The following is a 19,570-nucleotide window of genomic DNA, read 5'->3' as shown; positions in this document are numbered from 1 at the left end:
AGAGCATATGGCTGCCCAGAACGGAAAAGACCTGTTGGTCAAAGTGGATATGAACGGCACCGGCCTGTTCGAGACCATCGCGGGGCTGCGCGCCACGCGTATCAGTTTCAACGCGGAAAGTGTGGATGTGACCAGCCTGGAAAGTCAGGGCGGGTGGCGCGAGCTGCTGTCGGGGGCCGGGGTCAAATCGGCCGCTATTTCGGGCTCGGGCGTGTTCAAGGATGCGGGCACAGATGAGCGTGCGCGCCAGCTGTTCTTTGACGGTGAGACGCCCGGCTTTCAGGTGATCATCCCCGATTTCGGTATTGTCGAAGGCCCGTTTCAGGTCAGCAGCATCGAATATGCGGGCTCGCATAACGGTGAGGCGACCTACGAGATGAGCATGGCAAGCGCCGGCGCGCTGAGCTTTACGGCGCTCTGATGGCCAATCCGTGGACGGGCGAGGTGGCGCTGACAATCGATGGGGAGCAGCGGGTGCTCAAGCTGACATTGGGTGCTTTGGCGGAATTGGAACAAGAGCTGCAGGCCGGGTCTCTGGTCGAGCTGGTGCAGCGGTTCGAGGGTGGCGCGTATTCCAGCGGCGATGTGCTGGCGTTGCTTGTTGCCGGGCTGCGCGGCGGCGGGTCTCAGGTGACCCGCGATGATCTGCTGCATGCCGAGATTGCGGGCGGGCCGATGGCGGGGGCCAAGGCGGCAGCCGAGTTGCTGGCGCGGGCCTTCATGGTGCCCGAGTGAGCGGGTTCGACTGGGCCGTACTGATGCGGGCCGGGTTCCTCGGCCTTCGCCTGACGCCGGATCAGTTCTGGCGTCTGACCCCGGCTGAGCTGCGGCTGATGCTGGGGCAGGGCGCCGGGATGCCCGCGATGAACCGGGCAGGGCTGGATGCGCTGCTGACGGCCTATCCGGACAAGACACAAGGAGAGCGTAATGACGGATCGTGATGGTTTTGACGACCTGCAGGAGCGGGGAGAGGCGCTGGGTGACGCGCTGGGCGATGCGGCGACCATGGCCTCGGCATTTGATGGCCAGATGCGACGGATCAAGGCCGCGTTTGAAGAGACCGGAAAGGATGTGGCTACGCTGGAGCGTGGCATGTCGGGCGGGTTGCGCAAGGCTTTTGATGGCGTGGTGCTGGATGGGATGAACCTGTCGGGGGCGCTGGATGTGCTGAAGAACTCGATGATCCGCACGGCGTATTCGGCGGCGATCAAACCGGTGACGGATCATTTCGGCGGGATGCTTGCCAATGGGGTGGGTGGCTTGGTGCAAGGGATACTGCCCTTTGCCGATGGCGGCAGTTTTTCTCAGGGCCGTGTGATGCCGTTTGCCAATGGTGGGGTCGTTAGCAGCCCGACCATGTTCCCGATGCGAGGCGGCACCGGGTTGATGGGTGAGGCGGGTCCCGAGGCGATCATGCCGCTAGCGCGCGGGGCCGATGGCAAGCTGGGTGTGCGGACGCAGGGCGGCGGGCGAGCGGTCAACGTGGTGATGAATATCTCAACACCGGATGTGCAGGGGTTCCGCCGCTCTCAAGGCCAGATCGCGGCGCAGATGAGCCGCGCATTGGGCCGCGGCAATCGCAACAGATAAGGGGAGCAGGCGATGAATTTCCACGAGGTGAGATTTCCCGCCAGCCTGAGCTTTGGCTCGGTCGGTGGGCCGGAACGGCGCACGGATATCGTGACGCTGGCCAACGGGTTCGAAGAACGCAACACGCCCTGGGCGCATTCGCGCAGGCGCTATGATGCCGGGCTGGGGATGCGGTCGCTAGACGATATCGAGACATTGATTTCCTTCTTCGAGGCGCGGCAAGGCCAGATGTTTGGATTCCGCTGGAAGGACTGGTCGGATTTCAAATCGGGCGCGGCGACGGCTGAAGTCGACAAGGGCGATCAGGTGATTGCGCGCGGAGATGGCGAGACGGTTTCGTTTCAACTGGTCAAGACCTACAGCTCGGGCGGGTTCAGCTATGTGCGGCCAATCCTGAAGCCGGTACTGGGGACCGTGACGCTGGGGCTGGATCAGGACGCGCAACGCGAAGGCGTGGACTTTGAGGTCGATTTGGCGACCGGACGCGTGATGTTCTCGGCCCCGCCGCCTGAGCAGGTCGAGATTACAGCCGGGTTTGAGTTCGACGTTCCGGTACGGTTCGACACCGACAAGATCCAGACCAGCGTGGCCAGCTTTCAGGCCGGTGACGTCCCGAACGTACCGGTGGTCGAGGTGCGGGTCTGATGAGCGGGGACAAACAGGCGCTGCAGGCGCATTTGCAAAGCGGGCTGACCACCACCTGTCGTTGCTGGGCAATCACGCGCAGCGACGGGCAGGTCTATGGTTTCACGGATCACGATATGGAGTTGCGCTTTGACGGGCTGGTGTTCAAAGCCAGCACCGGTCTGACCGCTGCGGCGATCGAGCAGGCAACCGGCCTGTCGATCGATAATACCGAGGCGATGGGCGCGCTGTCTGATGCCTCGGTCCGGGAAGAGGATATCGAGGCGGGGCGCTTTGATGGGGCCGAGGTGCAGGCCTGGCTGGTCAATTGGGCCGATCCTGAGCAGCGGATGCTGCAGTTTCGTGGTTCGATTGGTGAGTTGCGTCGCGCTGGCGGGGCGTTTCATGCGGAATTGCGCGGGTTGACCGATCTGCTGAACCGGCCTTTAGGGCGGATTTATCAGAAGCCCTGTACGGCGGTGTTGGGGGATAAGGCGTGCCGCTTTGCCCTGGAGACGCCGGGTTATCGCGCTGAGGCTGAAATTGTCGCGCTGGACGGCGCGGCGTTGCGTTTGCAGGGCGCGGAGAATTCTGAGGCGGGTTGGTTTGAACGCGGCAGGCTGGATGTGCTGGACGGGGCTGCGCAGGGCCTGTGGGCCTCGATCAAGCTGGATGAACAGGTCAGAGATGGCCGCGATGTCACGCTGTGGTCGGCGATTGGCGGCGGGCTGGCGGTTGGGGACCGGGTCCAGCTGACCGCCGGGTGTGACAAGCGTATGACCACTTGCCGACTGAAGTTCAACAACATGCTGAATTTTCAGGGCTTCCCTGACCTGCCGCACGAGGATTGGGTCATGGCCGTACCCAAGCGCAGTAGTCAACACAAAGGGGGAAGCAGGCGATGATGCGGACAAAACAAGATATCGTGGACGAAGCGCGCGGATGGCTGGGCACACCTTATGTTCATCAGGCCTCTGTTCGGGGTGCAGGCGCCGATTGTCTCGGCTTGCTGCGGGGCGTTTGGCGCGCGGTGATGGGGCATGAGCCCGAGGCGGTGCCGGTCTACAGCATGGATTGGTCCGAGCCGCAGGGTGAGGAACGCATGTGGGCCGCAGCCCGTCGCCATCTAGTCGAGAAATCGCCCGATGATTTAGCCCCGGGGGATGTATTGCTGTTTCGGATGCGGGATGCGGCCGTGGCAAAGCATCTGGGCATCGTCAGCGCCCAAGACCCGATGCGATTCATCCACGCCTATACCGGGCATGGTGTTGTTGAAAACACGCTGAGCGAGCCTTGGCGTCGCCGCGTGGTCGCTTGTTTCGAATTCCCGCTGGAGGATTTCTGATGGCCACAATAGTTCTGTCTGCTGCAGGTGCGGCAATAGGTGGTTCGATCGGGGGCTCGGTTGCGGGTCTGTCCACGGCGGTGATTGGCCGCGCGGTCGGGGCGACGCTGGGGCGGGTGATCGACAACCGGTTGATGGCCAGCCAATCCGTAATGGGCGGCGGCAGCGAGGTGGTCGAGACCGGGCGTCTGGATCGTTTCCGTCTCACCGAAACCGGTGAGGGTGCGACCGTCGCGACGGTCTACGGCCGGATGCGAGTTGGAGGACAGGTCATCTGGGCCTCGGACTTTCTGGAAACCCGATCGACCTCGACGACGACGCAAACATCAGGCGGTGGCGGTGGAGGCAAGGGGAAACCCAAGCCCGTTGAAGTGACGACAACGACAACCACGCATAGCTACAGCTATTCTGTGTCTCTGGCGATTGCCGTGGGCGCGGGACAGGTTGCGGATATCACGCGTGTCTGGGCCGATGGTGAAGAGGTCGAGCGTAGATCGCTGAACATGCGAATTTATCGCGGCGATCACGAGCAATTGCCCGACCCGCTCATTGAAGCGGTCGAAGGGGCAGGCACGGTGCCCGCTTATCGCGGCACGGCTTATGTGGTGATTGAAGATCTGGCGCTGGGTCCCTTTGGCAACCGAGTGCCGCAATTCTCGTTCGAGGTGGTGCGGCAGGAACAAGACGAGATGCCGGATGCCGAGGACGCGCTGTCTCGGATCATCAAGGGGGTGGCCTTGATGCCGGGTACGGGGGAATACGCGCTGGCTTCATCTCAGGTTAATTACACCAAGGGCCGTGGGCGCAGTTGGGCGGCGAATGTCAATTCACCATCGGGCAAGTCCGATCTGGTGACCTCGACGCGGGCGCTCGGCCAGGAATTGCCGGGCTGCGAGGCGGCTTCGTTGATCGTGTCGTGGTTCGGCGATGATTTGCGCTGCGGAGAATGCCAGATCCGCCCCAAGGTTGAACGCAAGAATATCGAGGGCGCAAACATGCCCTGGAGTGTTTCAGGTCTGTCCCGAACTGCGGCGGGGCAGGTGAAATGGCAGGATGGGCGTCCGGTTTATGGCGGCACACCGGCTGATGCGGCCGTAGTGCAGGCGATCCGGCACCTGAAGAACTCGGGCAAACGGGTTATGTTTTATCCGTTTATTTTGATGGAGCAATCAGAGGGCAACGGCCTGCCTGATCCGTGGTCCGATGCGCCGGATCAACCTCATTTACCCTGGCGTGGGCGGATCACTTTGGATGTCGCTCCGGGACGGCCAGGCTCGCCGGATCAAACTTCCGATGCGGATGCGCAGGTGGCGGCGTTCTTTGGTACGGCGCGCGCGTCACATTTCTCGACCAGCGGCAGCAAAGTGGCCTATCGCGGCCCAAGTGAATGGGGATTACGGCGGTTCATTCTGCACTATGCGGCCCTGTGCAAGGCGGCGGGCGGCGTGGAGTCCTTCTGCATCGGGTCCGAGATGCGCGGGCTAACGCAAATCCGCGGCGCGTCTGGCTTCGCTGCAGTTGCGGGGCTGCGGTCTCTGGCCGCGGAAGTACGCGCGATATTGGGGCCGGAAACTAAGATCGGCTATGCCGCAGACTGGACCGAGTATTTCGGGTATCAGCCGCAAGACGGCACCGGAGACCGGTATTTCCACCTCGACCCGCTTTGGGCCGATGAGAACATAGATTTTGTCGGCATCGACAACTATATGCCGCTGTCCGACTGGCGGGACAGGGCCTCGCATCTGGACGCTGAGGTGTCGAATGGGTCGATCTACGATCTGGATTATCTGCGCGGTAATATCGAAGGTGGCGAGGGGTATGATTGGTACTATGCGTCACCGGAGGAAGCCGAAGCGCAGATCCGAAGCCCGATCACTGATGACGATCATGGCGAGCCGTGGGTCTGGCGGTATAAGGACCTGCGCAACTGGTGGGCGAACCGACATCATGAGCGGATCGGGGGCGTGCGGCAGCAAACACCCACGAGTTGGGTTCCGGGGTCCAAGCCAATCTGGTTCACCGAACTGGGCTGCGCGGCGATCGACAAGGGCACGAACCAGCCGAACAAATTCTTGGACCCAAAGTCGTCTGAATCAAATTTGCCGCAGTATTCCAACGGGGTACGGGACGATTTTATCATGGTTCAGTACCTTCGGGCCGTCCTTGGCTATTGGGGTGATGCTGAGATCAACCCGGTTTCAGATATCTATGACGGCCCGATGGTTGACCTGTCGAACGCCTTTGTCTGGGCTTGGGATGCGCGTCCGTTCCCGACTTTCCCGAACCTGCGGTCGCAGTGGTCGGACGGCGATAACTATGCACGTGGGCATTGGCTGAACGGGCGATCCGGGTCGCGGACTCTGGCCTCGGTCGTGACAGAAATCTGCCATGAGGCAGGGGTGACGGCGATTGATGTGTCCGAGCTCTACGGCGTGTTACGTGGTTACGCGGTTGAGGAAGTAATGAACGCTCGGCAGGCCTTGCAGCCGCTGATGCTGCGCTATGGGTTCGACGCGATCGAGCGGGACGGGGTGCTGAAGTTCAGAACCCGCGACGGGCGTCGGGCCGTTGACATTGACCCCGAGCAGATCGCTATCAGCGCGGATATCGACGGGCCAGTGGAACATCGCCGCGAGGCTGAGGCCGAGATGACCGGGCGCGTGCGGCTAAGATTCGTCCAGTCGGATGCGGACCATGATGTTGTCGCGGAAGAGGCCGTCTTGCCTGATGACAGAACCCATTCGGTCGCCGTCAACGAAATGCCCTTGTCGATGACTCGCGCCGAAGGGCGTCAGACGGTCGAGCGCTGGCTAAGCGAATCCCGCATCTCGCGCGAGACTGTGCGATTTGCTCTGCCGCCCTCGCTGCTGCATGTCGGGGCCGGCGATGTGGTGCGTTTGCCGGATGGCGGGGACGGAACGCTATATCGGATCGACCGGCTGGAACAGGCCGAGATGCAATTGGCGGATGCGGTGCGGATTGAACCCGGAGTTTATACCCCGTCCGATGTTTTGGATGATGTAGCGGCAGCCAAGCCGTTCATTGCTCCGGTGCCAGTTCTGCCGGTGCTCATGGATCTGCCGCTGATCACTGGATCCGAAGCGCCCCATGCGCCGTATCTGGCGATATCGGCCGAGCCCTGGCCCGGTAACGTGGCTGTTTATTCGGCTGCACAGGATGAGGACTATACCTTGCATCAAGTGATCGCGGGGCAGGCGGTGATTGGCTTCACCGAAACACCCCTGCGACGCGCAGGCGCTGGGATCTGGGACGAAGGGGCCGCGTTGCGTGTCAACCTGATCGATGGCGTGTTGGAGTCTCGTCCACGCTCGGCGTTGCTGAGTGGTGCCAATCTGGCTGCCATCGGTGACGGAACACCGGGCAATTGGGAAGTGTTCCAGTTCTCGGATGCGGTCTTGCAGGAGACTGGCGTTTACAATTTGTCAGGCCGCTTGCGTGGTCAGCTGGGTACGGATGCCCTGATGCCGGATGTATGGCCTGAAGCGTCTACCTTTGTCCTACTGGATGAACGTGTTTATCAGACCGGGTTGCTGCGCACCGAACGCCGCGTGGCCAAGCATTACCGTATCGGCCCTGCAACGCGCGGCTACGAGGACCCGGCATATGTGCATCTGGTTGAAGCGTTCGATGGCAATGGGCTGAGGCCTTATGCGCCAGCGCATTTGCGGGCGTCTGCGTCGGCTACCGGGGACAAGATCTCGTGGGTGCGCCGCACCCGGATTGATGGCGATGACTGGAGCGCATTGGATGTGCCTCTGGGCGAAGAAAGCGAATCCTATCTTATCCGCGTCTTCACTGAGGGTGCTTTGTTGCGCGAAACTGTCACCAGTGATCCGGTTTGGCAGTATTCTGCCGCGATGAAAGCCGATGACGGGCTGGCCGGACCCTACGATGTCGCAGTCGCGCAGGTTTCGGCTACCTACGGACCCGGGGCGTTTGCGCGCCTTTCGGTCGGCTAGCCGTGCGGCCAGTCCTGCACGGAGATCTCAGCGCGGCGGCGCGGGCTTTGCTGGCCGCGCCGCGAACCGACCGCGATAGGATAAGCACCCTCCTGATTGCTGAGGCCGAACTGGCGGATCGACATGTCGCCAGAACTGGGCGGTTGCATCCTGTTTATGGAAATGGCTCGTTGATGGCAGCCGCGTGCTGCCGGCCCTTGGCAGACGAACCAAATTTCGACGATCTGCAATATTGCCAATGTTTCGAGATGGTTCTGCGCAAACTGATCCGGTTTCAAATCAGCCAGATGCGCAACTGACACATTTTGAGGCGGCAAGGTCCAGCTCTAGCCTTCCGTGCGCTATTTCCTCGCCGCAATCTTCGCAATAGCCGAAATCGTCTTCGTCCATCCGGTTTAGAGCGGCCCGAAGCCGATGCGTTTCGGTGTCGCGCCGGGCCTGTTGCGCCTTGGCCATTGCTTGATTTTGCAACGCATCCATCCGGCTGAGCCGACCCACTGCCTGTTGATCCAGCTCCACAACTGATTGCGCATCCTGACCGGCGGCGGATTGCGCGGCGAGATCGCGAAGGCGCTGGTGAATAAGCTTCCGAAAATGGTCCAGATCGGCTGAGTTCATTTTTTGTTGTAGTGCATATCAAGGGTTTGCGTTTGGTAATTTTACGACTAGATGGCTATTCTAAGCGCAGCAAAGGATGAAAAGCCATGTTCGAAACGCGCAGCCAAGTGACACCTGTGGACCCGGTTTGGGACCGCATCACCTCGGAAGCCCATGCAGCCGTCGAGAAAGAGCCGCTGATGGGTGGGTTGGTGCATGCCTGTATCTTGCATCACCGCAGTCTTGAGAGGGCATTGTCGTATCGCATCTCGGCCAAGCTATGCTCGAATGAGATGTCTATGATGGTACTGCGTGAGATCGTGGATGAGGCCTATGCTGACGACAAAGCGTTGATTGAAGCCGCGCGCGCGGACCTGATGGCTGTTTATGAACGCGATCCGGCCTGCCACCGCCTGCTGCAACCGATCCTTTATTTCAAAGGGTATCAGGCGATGCAGGCTTATCGCGTGGCCCACTGGCTTTGGAACAAGGGGCGCCATGATCTGGCGTATTTCTTCCAGATGCGATCTTCCGAGATATTCGGCATTGATATCCATCCAGCTGCCCGCATCGGTAAAGGCATCATGATCGACCATGCCCATTCTATCGTGATCGGTGAAACCGCTGTGGTTGGGGACAATGTTTCGATGCTGCATTCGGTGACGCTGGGCGGAACCGGCAAGGAAGAAGAACAGCGCCATCCAACCATTGGTGACGGCGTTCTGATCGGCGCGGGTGCTAAGGTTCTGGGCAATATCGAGGTTGGCCATTGCAGCCGTATCGCCGCCGGATCAGTGGTGCTGCAGGAAGTGCCACCGTGCACGACGGTCGCTGGCATTCCCGCCAAGATCGTGGGCGAGGCCGGGTGCGATCAGCCGTCAATCTCGATGGATCATATGCTGGGGAAAGACCAGTAATTCGGAGTGAATAGACGAAAAAGGCCGCCTCGGGGTTCGAGGCGGCCTTTTTTGTGCATGATCTTCTGGGCTTAGGCCAACATGACCATCGGATTTTCCAGGTTGTCGACGATGGCTTGCAGCAGCTGAGCGCCAAGCGCGCCGTCGATGACCCGGTGATCGACCGACATGGTGACGGACATGACGGTTGCGACCGTCAGTTCTCCGTCATCGCCCACTATGGGTTTCTTGAGGCCGGTACCAACTGCGAGGATACCTGCATGCGGCGGGTTCACGATGGCATCGAAATTGTCGATGCCGAACATGCCGAGGTTCGAGACCGCGAAAGTACCGCCTTGGTACTCGTGCGGGGCCAGCTTGCGCTCGCGGGCGCGTCCGGCGAGGTCTTTCATCTCGGTCGACAGCGCCGACAGCGATTTGGTGTCGGCATCTTGCAGGACCGGAGTGAACAGACCGCCCTCGATGGCGACGGCAACAGCCACATCCGAAGGTTTCAGTTGCAGAACCCGGTCACCCGCCCAGACGGCATTGCACTCGGGCACCTGCTGCAGCGCGTTGGCGACGGCCTTGATGATAAAGTCGTTGACGCTGAGTTTCACACCCCGGCCTTCGAGTTGCTTGTTCAGCTGGCTGCGGAATTTCAGCAGCGCATCCAGCTTGATATCCCGGCGCAGGTAGAAATGCGGGATGGTCTGTTTGGCCTCAGACAGACGCGCGGCGATGGTCTTGCGCATGCCATCGAGTTTGATCTCTTCGTATTCGCGGCCTTCGTACATCTTGGCCACGGCGTCAGCCGATGGACCTGCGGGAGCGGCGGCGGTTGGGGCGGCTGCAGCAGCAGGCGCAGGTGCCGCTGCAGGTGCGGCTGTGGCGCTTTCCACATCGGCTTTGACGATACGGCCATGCGGGCCAGAACCTGCGATTTGAGCCAGATCTAGACCCTTTTGCGCGGCAATCCGACGAGCAAGGGGGGATGCGAAGATACGACCGCCATCCGCTTTGGCCGGTGCCGCTGGGGCAGGGGCGGGCGCCTCGGGTGCCGCCGGCGCGGCAGCCTCGTTGCCCGCTGCGGCAGCTGGCGCAGCCGCGGGAGCAGCGGTTGGCGTTGCACCGATATCATCAGCGCTTTCCCCATCTTCCAGCAGGACTGCGATGGCGGTGTTGACTTTAACGCCTTCGGTTCCCTCAGGAATAAGGATCTTGCCGACGGTGCCTTCGTCAACGGCCTCGAACTCCATTGTTGCCTTGTCGGTTTCAATTTCGGCCAGCAGATCGCCCGAGGAGACGGTGTCGCCTTCCTTGACGAGCCATTTTGCAAGTGTGCCTTCCTCCATCGTCGGGGACAGGGCTGGCATCAGGATTTCGGTGGGCATTTCAGCGCTCCTCAATCAGAGTAATTTGGTCAAAGGGCGCCTTGGGGCGCCCAGTGCCGCGTGCGAGTGTCGCAATCGCAGCCTCGATTTTGTCTTTGTTCTCCGCCATCCAGACATAGGCGGTCTGGTGTGAGGGGCGCGCGCCGATCAACCGCATATCCGCCGCCAGTCGCTCGGGTACAAGCGCCCGCACGATGCGGTTGTCGATGTCAATCTCGACACGGTAGCATTCGGTTGCTGGATCGCGGCCCCTGATCTCCATTACCGGTAGGTCACCTGTTTCACCGCAGCGATCACCTCATCAGTGGTGATCAGCGCCAGCTTTTCGAGGTTCGCCGCATATGGCATCGGAACATCTTTGCCGGTGAGGGTGATGACCGGGGCGTCGAGATAATCGAACGCTTCCTGCATGACGACCGAGCTGATGTAGCTACCAACGGAACCTTGCGGCCAGCCTTCTTCGACGGTCACAAGACGGTTGGTTTTCATCACCGAGTTGATGATCGCGCCAGTATCCATCGGACGGATAGTGCGCAGGTCGATCACCTCGGCGCTAATGCCGTCTTCGGCCAGCTTGTCGGCGGCTTCCAGCGCATATTGCATGCCGATGCCGAAGCTGACGATGGTCACATCCGAGCCTTCGCGCCAGATGCGGGCCTTGCCCAGCGGGATGGTCAGGTCATCCACTTGCGGCACGTCGAAGGACCGGCCGTAGAGGATTTCGTTTTCCAGGAAGACCACGGGGTTCGGGTCGCGGATGGCCGATTTCAGCAAACCTTTGGCATCGGCTGCGGAATAGGGCATCACCACTTTGAGACCTGGCACCTGCATGTACCATGCGGCGTAGTCCTGCGAGTGTTGCGCGGCCACGCGGGCAGCGGCACCGTTAGGGCCACGGAATACGATCGGACAGCCCATCTGACCGCCAGACATATAAAGCGTTTTGGCGGCAGAGTTGATGATCTGGTCAATCGCCTGCATCGCGAAGTTGAAGGTCATGAATTCGACAATCGGTTTCAACCCGCCAAAGGCTGAGCCTACGGCGATACCAGTGAATCCATGCTCGGTGATCGGCGTGTCGATCACACGCTTGGCGCCGAATTCATCCAACAGGCCTTGAGAAATTTTGTATGCGCCCTGATATTCAGCGACCTCTTCGCCCATCAGATAGACGTCTTCGTCGCCACGCATTTCTTCTGCCATTGCATCACGCAAGGATTCGCGGACGGTTTGTTGCGCCATTTCAGCATCCGCGGGCCAGTCAGGCGAAAGATCCACTATCGGAGCAGCGGGAGCGGCAGAAGGAGCGGGGGCCTCAACCGCCGCAGGGGCGGCTTCGGCCACCGCTGCGGATGCGGGCGCAGCCGCGGGCAGAGCGGAGGCGTCTTCGCCTTCCTCAACCAAGATTGCGATGGGGGTGTTGACCTTGACCCCTTCGGTACCCTCGCCGATCAGGATCTTACCGACGATGCCTTCATCGACGGCTTCAAACTCCATCGTGGCTTTGTCGGTTTCGATCTCGGCCATGATATCGCCCGAGGATACGGTGTCGCCTTCCTTGACCAGCCACTTGGCCAATGTGCCCTCTTCCATCGTGGGCGAAAGGGCGGGCATGAGAATTTCGGTTGCCATGTCTTATTCGTCCTCTCAGGCGTAGATATCAGTCCAGAGCTCGTCCAGCGACGGCTCGGGGCTTTCTTTCGAGAATTCGGCGGCCTGATTGACGACCTCTTTGATCTCTTTGTCGATCGCCTTCAGGTCATCCTCGGTCGCGTGTTTGCCGGTCAGCAGCAGTTCGCGCACGTGTTCGATCGGATCGCTTTGTTCGCGGACCTTCTGAACCTCTTCGCGTGTACGGTACTTGGCTGGGTCAGACATCGAGTGGCCACGATAGCGGTAGGTTTTCACCTCGAGGATGTAGGGACCTTTGCCCGCACGGCAGTGGGCGACCGCTTTTTCACCTGCGGCTTTGACGGCCAGAACGTCCATGCCGTTCACCATTTCGCCCGGTATTCCGAAGGCTTGGCCGCGGTGGTAAATATCGGCCGAAGAGGTCGAGCGTGCCTGCGCGGTGCCCATGGCATACTGGTTGTTTTCGATCACGAAAACCACCGGCAGTTCCCACAGGGCCGCCATGTTGAAGGTTTCATAGACCTGACCCTGGTTGGCCGCGCCATCACCGAAATACGTGAAGGTGACGCCGCCGTTCTCTTTATACTTGTCAGCAAACGCCAATCCCGCACCCAGCGGAACCTGTGCGCCAACGATGCCATGGCCGCCATAGAAATGCTTCTCTTTCGAGAACATGTGCATCGAGCCGCCTTTGCCTTTGGACAGCCCGCCTTCGCGACCGGTCAATTCGGCCATTACGCCGCCCGGGTCCATTCCACAGGCCAGCATGTGGCCGTGATCGCGATAGGACGTGATGCGCTTGTCGCCTTCTTTGGCCGCGGCCTCAAGGCCGACAACAACCGCTTCCTGACCGATGTAGAGGTGGCAGAAACCCCCGATCAGACCCATGCCGTAGAGTTGACCTGCCTTTTCCTCGAATCGGCGGATCAGCAGCATCTCGCGGTAATATGTGGTCAGTTCTTCCGCAGAAACATTTGGTTTCTTTGTGGTTTTTCGCGCAGCCATAGTGGCGATCTCCCCCTTTCGGCAAGATAGTTTAGCGTTAAACTATCTCATAGAGCATTTCACACGTTCTGGCGAGTACTAATGTTACGCGAGGGCAGGATACGCGAGTTGCGGCCTGCCACAGCTTATCTTCCGGGCGTTAAGGTAGAGATTCTTAGTCAAAAATTTCGTCAGCGGATGACGATCTCATCCGCGCGGATCATGCCGAGCACTGAGCGGGCCTGTTGATCCAGCAGATCGAGATCCAGATAGGTGTCTGACAGTCGGCGGGTCAGGTTCTCCATCCGCTCGATCTCGGCGTTCAGCTGCGCCAGATCGCGAGACAAAACATCGCGTTCGGCGGCAATCTCGACTCGGCGAAACAGACCGTAATCCCCTTGAACGGCGGCAAAGGTGAAATACACCCCCAGCATGAAGGCGATTGAGAAGAAAATGAAAGCCCCTAAACCGGGCCGATTGGAACGGGACACTGTGTTAACCGCCGTGTGAAATACTGCCTCAGAAACGCACCCTTTTTGGATGTCTCGACGCACTATGTCACAGGTGATTCGGCTTGTGAATCCCCTGAGTAGAAAAAGCTGAGACCTGAGGTTTGAGCGCTTACGGGTCCAGCGCGGCCACACCCGGCAAGGTCTTGCCTTCCATCCATTCAAGGAAGGCACCACCAGCAGTAGAGATATATGAGAAATCCGTTGCCGCGCCCGAGGCGTTCAGTGCGGCCACTGTGTCGCCCCCGCCCGCGACCGAGGTCAGCTTGCCATCGCGGGTTAGTGCTGCGGCCTTCAGCGCCGCCGCATTGGTTGCGGCATCGAACGGGGTCAGCTCAAACGCCCCCAGTGGGCCGTTCCAAATCAGGGTCTGGCTTTTTTCCAGCACTTCGGACACGGCTGATACGCTTTCGGGACCGGCGTCTAGGATCATCGAGTCAGAAGGGCACTGATCAGCGGGCAGCACCTGATGCGGCGCGTTGGCCTCGAACACTTCGGCCACGACGATGTCGCGCGGCAGGACGATCGTGCAGCCAGCGGCTTCGGCCTTGCCGAGGATTTCGGCGGCGGTATCGGTCATGGCGTGCTCGGCCAGTGATTTGCCGACATCGATCCCCTGCGCCAGTAGGAATGTATTCGCCATCCCGCCACCGATGACCAGATAGTCAACCTTCTCGATCAGGTTGCCCAGCAGGTCCAGCTTGGTCGACACTTTGGCGCCCCCGACAACCGCTGTGACAGGCCGCTTGGGTGCGCCCAGGGCGGCTTCAAGCGCGCTCAGTTCCTGCTGCATCAGGCGTCCGGCACAGGCGGGCAGCAGACGGGCCAGCGCCTCAGTCGAGCTGTGGGCGCGGTGCGCGGCCGAGAAGGCATCGTTGCAATAGATGTCGCCCAGCTTTGCCATGCCTTGGGCAAGTGGGACGCTGTTCTTGGTCTCCTCGGCATGGAAGCGGGTGTTTTCCAGCAGCAGAACCTCACCTTCCGTCAGGGCGGAGGCTGCGGTTTCAGCCTCATAGCCTACGCAATCATCTGCAAAGCGCACGGGAACCCCGAAAGCGGATTCAAGTGCTGGCACAAGCTGCTTCAATGACAGCTCGGGTACATGCTGACCACCGGGGCGTCCGAAATGGGCCAGCAAGATGGGTTTACCGCCTGCGGCGAGGATATCGCGCACGGTTGGCACGATCCGTTGAATGCGGGTGTCGTCGGTCACCACGCCATCCGCGACCGGTACGTTGATATCCACGCGTACCAGAACCCGCTTACCGCCAAGATCCATATCGTCCAGAGATTTCCAGCCCATCGCGCTCATCCTTGCCCATTGCATCCAGTTTCAGCGGTTCTTTTCCTGCATTTTGCGTTCAGGTCAATGCGTCACTTGGAATTCGCGCGCCCGCGTCATAGGTATTTGCGCAAGTTTCAAAGACAGGAGGGCCAGATGGCCGAGATCAAAGACCCCGAAAACACGATCATCATTGAGCTGAAAGACGGCAATGTCGTCATCGAATTGCTGCCTGATGTGGCCCCTCAGCACTCGGCCCGCATGAAAGAGCTGGCGCGTGGTGGCGAATATGACAACGTCGCATTTCACCGCGTGATCGACGGGTTCATGGCGCAAACCGGCGACGTGCAGCATGGCGACATGGAAGACGGGTTCAACATTCGTATGGCGGGCACCGGTGGATCGTCGCTGCCGAACGTACCTGCCGAGTTTTCGAAACTGCCCCATGATCGCGGCACGTTGGGTGCGGCACGCTCGGCCAACCCGGATTCGGCAAACTCGCAGTTCTTCATCAACTTCAAGGACAACCATTTCCTGAACGGCCAGTATACCGTTTATGGCCGCGTCATCGACGGGATGGAGCATGTGGACGCGATTGTGCGTGGTGAGCCGCCAGCGAGCCCCGACCGCATGATCAGCGTTAAGGTGGCTGCTGATGCATAAGCTGGCTGCAGTTTTTGCCTTGCTGGCCAGCCCTGCGCTGGCAACCGGGCTTGAGATTGAGATCGAGGGCGAGGGCGCCAATGGCACCGTCACCGTTGATCTGTTCGAGGATATTGCACCCAAGCATGTGGAGCAGATCACCGCTCTGGCCGCTGCTGGTCAGTACGATGGGGTTGTGTTTCACCGTGTGATCGACGGCTTTATGGCGCAGACCGGCGATGTTGAGTTTGGCCGTGTTGGTGGCGACATGCGTCGTGCGGGTACGGGTGGATCGGATCGCCCTGATCTGCCTGCCGAGTTCTCGGATTTCAATTATGACCGGGGCGTCGTGGGTATGGCGCGGGCGCAGGACCCAAACAGCGCGAACTCGCAATTCTTCATTATGTTCGAGCCCGGCCCTTTCCTGAATGGTCAGTACACGGTTGTCGGTCAGGTGACAGACGGGATGGACGTGGTCGATGCGATCAAGCGGGGCGATGGCCCTAATGGCGCAGTGATCGGACAACCGGATGCGATGAAAAAGGTCACTGTGACCGAATAAAAGAAAACCCCGGCGCGCTTCTGCGGGCCGGGGGTTCTTGATGCGGCCGGGTCAATCGTCGTCCGACATCGCCCGCCAGATCAGTGCGCCAATCGCACCGCCGATCAAAGGTGCCGCCCAGAAGAGCCACAGCTGCGCCAGTGCCGGACCATCGGCAAACAACGCCACGCCGGTTGACCGGGCAGGGTTCACCGAGGTGTTGGTCACCGGAATCGAGATCAGGTGGATCAGCGTCAGCCCCAATCCAATCGCTATCGGGGCGAACCCGGCAGGCGCGCCGCTGGACGTCGCGCCGAGAATGATCACGATGAAGAAAGCTGTCATGACGATTTCGATCACCAACGCCGACATCATCGAATAGCCTTCGGGTGATGCCTCGCCATACCCGTTTGAAGCAAACCCCCCGACGCCTTCAAAGCCCGGTGCTCCGCTGACGATCAGATAGAGCACGGCTGCTGCGGCGATCGCTCCGATCACCTGCGCGATCCAGTAGGGGATCAGATCTTTGGCATCGAACCGCCCTCCGATCATCAGCCCAAGACTGACCGCCGGGTTAAAGTGCCCGCCCGATATATGACCGACCGCATAAGCCATGGTCAGCACCGTCAGGCCGAAAGCGAACGAAACGCCCAGCCAGCCGATACCCACATCGGCCACACCTGCAGCCAGCACCGCGCTGCCGCAGCCACCCAGTACCAGCCAGAATGTACCGAAGAATTCGGCCATGAGTTTTGATGACATGAAAAGCCCTCCAGAAATCAATGACTTTAAGGTTAATTCAAAAAACGCTTTTTGTGAAACTGTGGATTGAGGGGAATTTTTGGCCAACGCGCGTCTGAATGAAGTTGTCGCTTTGGAGTAGGCTTAGTCTCGTGTCCCGATGATTGAGAACGTCTGGTCCGAGCCCAAACCGACCTTTAAGTGGCGGGTCATATCGAGTAGGTCAGGTGTTGGTTAGAACCTAGGAGCATGTTTAATGCTATCTCGCACCGCAGCGTTTAGCTTGTTTACCGCTCTGATAGCTTTTTCAGGCACAGCGGTAATTGGCGAAAACAAATGGGAACACGACCCCTTTTCCGACGAGTTCCTTCCTACTTGCGGATCATTAGCCTTGTCGGGTGCAAGTCCTTACTTTGGGAAATCCATCTCCGGCGGTGCGAATGCTTCCCGCTCTAAAGTCGAGATGAAAGAAAGAGGTGAATTTACTTTTTGCAGCCTTTTTGAGATGTATCGTAGCGACATCTCAGACTTTGAAGGGGTTAACCTATCGAAGTATCAGCCGAAGTGGTTAGAAGACCCATATTCAGTTGGCGCTGCATTTAACCTATGGATTGAAGAAAACCGTAGTAGTATTCAGTTGTCCCCGAGCCCAAGTTGCGTCGGCGTTCTAAAAGCTGACGACTCAGTAACCGAAGTGCTGTTCTCTCGGGCAATAACAATTGATGATACAGCTCGAGTCATTGCTGTTGAAATAACTCAATCCCCTATGAGTTATGTTGATCCTGACCAAGGCTACACGATTACTTTGTTTGCATGGGCATCAAACGCGCCCGCGGAATGCGTTGAACGGGAGTAGGTTAAGGTCTGCTTTGTCCGCATTGGAGGCACTACCAGACTTATATGTACAACCTCAAAACAGAAAACGCCGCAGGTGATCCTGCGGCGCTGTCAATTTGTCTTCTCGACAGAGGCCTACTGCTTAACTTCCGCCGCCGGGTTGGCGCCGGATTTGCCGCTGCGGCCCGGGTTCAGCGGGTCGTCCTGACGCTGGACAGACCCTTCGAAATGCGCACCGCTTTCGATGGCGATGGTCTTGTGGATGATGTCGCCTTCGACGCGGGCGGTCGAGGTCAGGCGGACCTTCAGGCCGCGGACGCGGCCCACGATACGGCCGTTGACCACTACGTCATCTGCAGTGACTTCGCCCTTGATGGTGGCAGTCTCGCCGATGGTCAGCAGATGGGCGCGGATGTCGCCTTCGACAGTGCCCTCAACCTGGATATCGCCCGAGGTCTTGATGTTACCGGTGATGTGCAGATCCGAGGATAGCACCGATGCCGGTGGCTTGGGCTTGGGAGGTGTGCTGGCCTTTGTTTCAGCCGGTGCAGGTGTTGCCGGAGTGGCCGGAGCGGCCGGTTTTGCTGCCTCAGTCTCTTTCGACCCGGGTTCGTTGATTTTGCTCTTAGAAAACATTTCTCGCAGCCTTGATGTAAGTCATTGGGTTCATGGGTTTTCCGTTCACGCGCACCTCATAGTGCAGATGCGTGCCGGTCGATCGTCCGGTGGTACCCATATCAGCAATATGGTCCCCGCGCGAGACCCTTTGGCCAACCTTAACGCGAAGATTGCTGTTATGAGCGTAAAGTGTCTCAATCCCGAAGGCGTGTTTGATTTTCACCAGCTTTCCGAAACCGGATTGCCAGCCCGCATGGGTGACAACGCCATCGGCGGTCGCAAAGATATCGGTCCCGCGAGGACCGGCGAAATCCGACCCGTTATGCATGCGCCGGCCGCCGGTTTTGGGGTCGCGGCGGGTTCCGTAGCCACTGGTATAACGGACAGCGGCGCGCACCGGGCTGGCGAAGGGGGCCTTTTCTGCAGCGATGCGATAGAGGTTCAGCTGGTCCATCTGTTCCAGCAGGATATTGGCGCGGATCTGGTCGGGGCTCAGTTCCTCACCGCGGGTGCTGAAGGATAAAGGGGTCAGCGGACCGCCCATACCGCTATATCCGCGCCGAACTTCGTCGAGGATACGATCTGTTGGCATGCCCGCGCTGCGGAACATCTTGTCGAGAGGTTCGACTGAGATCAGCATCGCCTCTTCCAACTGGCGGAAAATCTCGTCGCTGCGCTCCTGCATCAGGCGGATTTCAAGCTCGAGCTCGTCACGCTGGTCCAACGCGCCTTGCGCATCGGCAGCGATCTGGTCGCGCTGCGCCGCGGTCCGGGCCAGGGCATCGGTCATAAATGCCATCTGTTCCGGGTTTGCCGATGCCATCGCATAAGCCGCGTCCGCATCATTGCTGGGTTGCAGTTCGGCCAGTTTGGTCCGCGCGTCTTCGCGCTGCTTCATAGTGGCACGCAGCGTGGTTTGGATCACCTCGATGCCGGTCTCCAGCTCGCGCCGGCGGTTCTCGGATTCCAGCAATTCGGACTGCATGACCGAAATCTGTTCCAGAGCTGCGTTGAACCTGTCATGTGCAGCCAGCGCTTCGGCCGCACGCGCATCGCGCTCTTCCGACAAGATGTTCAGACGTTCTTGATACGTAGCCTGATCGCGCTTGGCCTGTTCCCGGAAATTGCCCGATCCGATGCTGTCCATCAACAGAACTGACGTGGCAATCGCGGTCCAGGCGACCATCACCGACACACCGGCGACTGCAGCGATCTGAGTTTCAGAACTCAGTCGGATGAACCGTGTGTCGTTGTCAGATTTCAGAAAAACACGGCGCTCTGGAAAGTGCCGCTCGAGCAGTGAGTGTAGTTTAATTGCCAGACGTGTCCGCACGCGTCCTACCTCAATTGTCCCCATA

At 59.6% G+C, this 19,570-nt stretch carries 23 protein-coding genes; 13 read left to right on the top strand and 10 right to left on the bottom strand.

Translation table 11 applies throughout. The annotated features are described in order from the left end of the window. Positions 1–7: 7 nt before the first annotated feature. Genes AC1DFB_RS08335 through AC1DFB_RS08295 form a run of 9 tightly spaced genes read left to right on the top strand, consistent with a single transcriptional unit; the run spans position 8 to position 7,838 of the window. Positions 8–421: a phage major tail protein, TP901-1 family gene (locus tag AC1DFB_RS08335; RefSeq protein WP_170396490.1), complete on the top strand. Its 414-nt coding sequence runs from the start codon at positions 8–10 to the stop codon at positions 419–421. Then, a complete protein-coding gene (locus AC1DFB_RS08330) occupies positions 421–735 on the top strand; it encodes a gene transfer agent family protein (RefSeq protein ID WP_170512020.1) in 315 nt (104 codons plus the stop codon). Before AC1DFB_RS08335 ends, AC1DFB_RS08330 begins: the two co-directional genes overlap by 1 nt. After that, positions 732–941 (top strand): rcc01693 family protein, encoded by a 210-nt coding sequence (locus AC1DFB_RS08325; protein ID WP_480922498.1) that lies wholly within the window; start codon positions 732–734, stop codon positions 939–941. Before AC1DFB_RS08330 ends, AC1DFB_RS08325 begins: the two co-directional genes overlap by 4 nt. Next, positions 928–1,590: a phage tail tape measure protein gene (locus AC1DFB_RS08320; protein WP_170512022.1), complete on the top strand. Its 663-nt coding sequence runs from the start codon at positions 928–930 to the stop codon at positions 1,588–1,590. The genes AC1DFB_RS08325 and AC1DFB_RS08320 overlap by 14 nt, the downstream gene beginning before the upstream one ends. Before the next feature lie 12 nt (positions 1,591–1,602). Next, the gene (locus AC1DFB_RS08315; RefSeq protein WP_170565943.1) at positions 1,603–2,235 is read left to right on the top strand and encodes a DUF2460 domain-containing protein; all 633 of its coding nucleotides are present in this window, start codon (positions 1,603–1,605) and stop codon (positions 2,233–2,235) included. Next, positions 2,235–3,119 carry a DUF2163 domain-containing protein gene (locus tag AC1DFB_RS08310; RefSeq protein WP_480922497.1) on the top strand — a complete coding sequence of 295 codons (885 nt, stop codon included), beginning with the start codon at positions 2,235–2,237 and terminating at the stop codon, positions 3,117–3,119. Before AC1DFB_RS08315 ends, AC1DFB_RS08310 begins: the two co-directional genes overlap by 1 nt. Beyond that, positions 3,119–3,559, top strand: a complete 441-nt coding sequence (locus tag AC1DFB_RS08305; protein WP_170396502.1) for an NlpC/P60 family protein — start codon at positions 3,119–3,121, stop codon at positions 3,557–3,559. Before AC1DFB_RS08310 ends, AC1DFB_RS08305 begins: the two co-directional genes overlap by 1 nt. Further along, on the top strand, positions 3,559–7,539 hold the full coding sequence (locus AC1DFB_RS08300; RefSeq protein WP_480922496.1) for a baseplate multidomain protein megatron: 3,981 nt from the start codon (positions 3,559–3,561) through the stop codon (positions 7,537–7,539). Before AC1DFB_RS08305 ends, AC1DFB_RS08300 begins: the two co-directional genes overlap by 1 nt. 2 nt (positions 7,540–7,541) lie before the next feature. Next, positions 7,542–7,838, top strand: coding sequence for a DUF7742 family protein (locus AC1DFB_RS08295; RefSeq protein WP_480885837.1), 297 nt, complete (start codon positions 7,542–7,544; stop codon positions 7,836–7,838). On the opposite strand, the gene AC1DFB_RS08290 is transcribed toward AC1DFB_RS08295, so the two are convergent. Next, complete coding sequence (locus AC1DFB_RS08290) at positions 7,819–8,157, bottom strand: TraR/DksA C4-type zinc finger protein (RefSeq protein WP_170626669.1); 339 nt, start codon at positions 8,155–8,157, stop codon at positions 7,819–7,821. The genes AC1DFB_RS08295 and AC1DFB_RS08290 overlap by 20 nt on opposite strands. Positions 8,158–8,243: 86 nt before the next feature. Here AC1DFB_RS08290 and cysE point away from each other — a divergent pair, with 86 nt between their 5' ends. Continuing rightward, complete coding sequence (gene cysE / locus AC1DFB_RS08285; RefSeq protein WP_170396508.1) at positions 8,244–9,053, top strand: serine O-acetyltransferase; 810 nt, start codon at positions 8,244–8,246, stop codon at positions 9,051–9,053. A 71-nt stretch (positions 9,054–9,124) separates the two neighbouring features. On the opposite strand, the gene AC1DFB_RS08280 is transcribed toward cysE, so the two are convergent. From AC1DFB_RS08280 to AC1DFB_RS08255, 6 genes are all read right to left on the bottom strand, one after another. Continuing rightward, complete coding sequence (locus tag AC1DFB_RS08280; protein WP_170565952.1) at positions 9,125–10,426, bottom strand: pyruvate dehydrogenase complex dihydrolipoamide acetyltransferase; 1,302 nt, start codon at positions 10,424–10,426, stop codon at positions 9,125–9,127. A gap of 1 nt (position 10,427) precedes the next feature. Further along, complete coding sequence (locus AC1DFB_RS08275; protein WP_170403080.1) at positions 10,428–10,688, bottom strand: hypothetical protein; 261 nt, start codon at positions 10,686–10,688, stop codon at positions 10,428–10,430. Further along, the gene (locus AC1DFB_RS08270) at positions 10,688–12,058 is read right to left on the bottom strand and encodes a pyruvate dehydrogenase complex E1 component subunit beta (protein ID WP_480922495.1); all 1,371 of its coding nucleotides are present in this window, start codon (positions 12,056–12,058) and stop codon (positions 10,688–10,690) included. The genes AC1DFB_RS08275 and AC1DFB_RS08270 overlap by 1 nt, the downstream gene beginning before the upstream one ends. 15 nt (positions 12,059–12,073) lie before the next feature. Next, entirely contained in the window at positions 12,074–13,063 is a 990-nt protein-coding gene (gene pdhA, locus AC1DFB_RS08265) for a pyruvate dehydrogenase (acetyl-transferring) E1 component subunit alpha (protein ID WP_170693615.1), read from the bottom strand. A gap of 170 nt (positions 13,064–13,233) precedes the next feature. Beyond that, positions 13,234–13,533, bottom strand: a complete 300-nt coding sequence (locus tag AC1DFB_RS08260) for a septum formation initiator family protein (protein ID WP_170403077.1) — start codon at positions 13,531–13,533, stop codon at positions 13,234–13,236. Positions 13,534–13,663: 130 nt separating this feature from the next. Further along, complete coding sequence (locus AC1DFB_RS08255; RefSeq protein ID WP_480922494.1) at positions 13,664–14,854, bottom strand: phosphoglycerate kinase; 1,191 nt, start codon at positions 14,852–14,854, stop codon at positions 13,664–13,666. 135 nt (positions 14,855–14,989) lie between these two features. On the opposite strand from AC1DFB_RS08255, the gene AC1DFB_RS08250 reads away from it, so the two are divergent. Both AC1DFB_RS08250 and AC1DFB_RS08245 read left to right on the top strand, forming a co-directional pair. Continuing rightward, positions 14,990–15,496: a peptidylprolyl isomerase gene (locus AC1DFB_RS08250; RefSeq protein ID WP_170396522.1), complete on the top strand. Its 507-nt coding sequence runs from the start codon at positions 14,990–14,992 to the stop codon at positions 15,494–15,496. Beyond that, positions 15,489–16,037, top strand: a complete 549-nt coding sequence (locus tag AC1DFB_RS08245) for a peptidylprolyl isomerase (RefSeq protein ID WP_170422208.1) — start codon at positions 15,489–15,491, stop codon at positions 16,035–16,037. Before AC1DFB_RS08250 ends, AC1DFB_RS08245 begins: the two co-directional genes overlap by 8 nt. 51 nt (positions 16,038–16,088) lie before the next feature. Here the strand turns inward: AC1DFB_RS08245 and aqpZ are convergent, their stop codons facing one another. Further along, positions 16,089–16,778, bottom strand: a complete 690-nt coding sequence (gene aqpZ, locus AC1DFB_RS08240; protein WP_480922493.1) for an aquaporin Z — start codon at positions 16,776–16,778, stop codon at positions 16,089–16,091. A 235-nt stretch (positions 16,779–17,013) separates the two neighbouring features. On the opposite strand from aqpZ, the gene AC1DFB_RS08235 reads away from it, so the two are divergent. After that, positions 17,014–17,613: a hypothetical protein gene (locus AC1DFB_RS08235; RefSeq protein WP_480922492.1), complete on the top strand. Its 600-nt coding sequence runs from the start codon at positions 17,014–17,016 to the stop codon at positions 17,611–17,613. Between the two features lie 116 nt (positions 17,614–17,729). Here AC1DFB_RS08235 and AC1DFB_RS08230 read toward each other — a convergent pair whose 3' ends face one another. Then, on the bottom strand, positions 17,730–18,230 hold the full coding sequence (locus AC1DFB_RS08230; protein WP_170396528.1) for a bactofilin family protein: 501 nt from the start codon (positions 18,228–18,230) through the stop codon (positions 17,730–17,732). Next, on the bottom strand, positions 18,220–19,545 hold the full coding sequence (locus AC1DFB_RS08225) for a DUF5930 domain-containing protein (protein ID WP_170422207.1): 1,326 nt from the start codon (positions 19,543–19,545) through the stop codon (positions 18,220–18,222). The genes AC1DFB_RS08230 and AC1DFB_RS08225 overlap by 11 nt, the downstream gene beginning before the upstream one ends. Positions 19,546–19,570 lie beyond the last annotated feature (25 nt).

Source organism: Ruegeria sp. S84, from assembly GCF_056583445.1.
The sequence above is the reverse complement of the archived record's forward strand: the minus strand, read 5'-3'. Positions and strand labels throughout refer to the sequence as shown.

Coding starts and splice junctions, on each gene's coding strand:
- AC1DFB_RS08335 (WP_170396490.1), top strand. CDS start 8: ATGGCTGCCCAGAACGGAAAAGACCTGTTGGTCAAAGTGGATATGAAC.
- AC1DFB_RS08330 (WP_170512020.1), top strand. CDS start 421: ATGGCCAATCCGTGGACGGGCGAGGTGGCGCTGACAATCGATGGGGAG.
- AC1DFB_RS08320 (WP_170512022.1), top strand. CDS start 928: ATGACGGATCGTGATGGTTTTGACGACCTGCAGGAGCGGGGAGAGGCG.
- AC1DFB_RS08315 (WP_170565943.1), top strand. CDS start 1,603: ATGAATTTCCACGAGGTGAGATTTCCCGCCAGCCTGAGCTTTGGCTCG.
- AC1DFB_RS08310 (WP_480922497.1), top strand. CDS start 2,235: ATGAGCGGGGACAAACAGGCGCTGCAGGCGCATTTGCAAAGCGGGCTG.
- AC1DFB_RS08305 (WP_170396502.1), top strand. CDS start 3,119: ATGCGGACAAAACAAGATATCGTGGACGAAGCGCGCGGATGGCTGGGC.
- AC1DFB_RS08300 (WP_480922496.1), top strand. CDS start 3,559: ATGGCCACAATAGTTCTGTCTGCTGCAGGTGCGGCAATAGGTGGTTCG.
- AC1DFB_RS08290 (WP_170626669.1), bottom strand. CDS start 8,157: ATGAACTCAGCCGATCTGGACCATTTTCGGAAGCTTATTCACCAGCGC.
- cysE (WP_170396508.1), top strand. CDS start 8,244: ATGTTCGAAACGCGCAGCCAAGTGACACCTGTGGACCCGGTTTGGGAC.
- AC1DFB_RS08280 (WP_170565952.1), bottom strand. CDS start 10,426: ATGCCCACCGAAATCCTGATGCCAGCCCTGTCCCCGACGATGGAGGAA.
- AC1DFB_RS08275 (WP_170403080.1), bottom strand. CDS start 10,688: ATGGAGATCAGGGGCCGCGATCCAGCAACCGAATGCTACCGTGTCGAG.
- AC1DFB_RS08270 (WP_480922495.1), bottom strand. CDS start 12,058: ATGGCAACCGAAATTCTCATGCCCGCCCTTTCGCCCACGATGGAAGAG.
- pdhA (WP_170693615.1), bottom strand. CDS start 13,063: ATGGCTGCGCGAAAAACCACAAAGAAACCAAATGTTTCTGCGGAAGAA.
- AC1DFB_RS08255 (WP_480922494.1), bottom strand. CDS start 14,854: ATGGGCTGGAAATCTCTGGACGATATGGATCTTGGCGGTAAGCGGGTT.
- AC1DFB_RS08250 (WP_170396522.1), top strand. CDS start 14,990: ATGGCCGAGATCAAAGACCCCGAAAACACGATCATCATTGAGCTGAAA.
- AC1DFB_RS08245 (WP_170422208.1), top strand. CDS start 15,489: ATGCATAAGCTGGCTGCAGTTTTTGCCTTGCTGGCCAGCCCTGCGCTG.
- aqpZ (WP_480922493.1), bottom strand. CDS start 16,778: ATGTCATCAAAACTCATGGCCGAATTCTTCGGTACATTCTGGCTGGTA.
- AC1DFB_RS08235 (WP_480922492.1), top strand. CDS start 17,014: ATGCTATCTCGCACCGCAGCGTTTAGCTTGTTTACCGCTCTGATAGCT.
- AC1DFB_RS08230 (WP_170396528.1), bottom strand. CDS start 18,230: ATGTTTTCTAAGAGCAAAATCAACGAACCCGGGTCGAAAGAGACTGAG.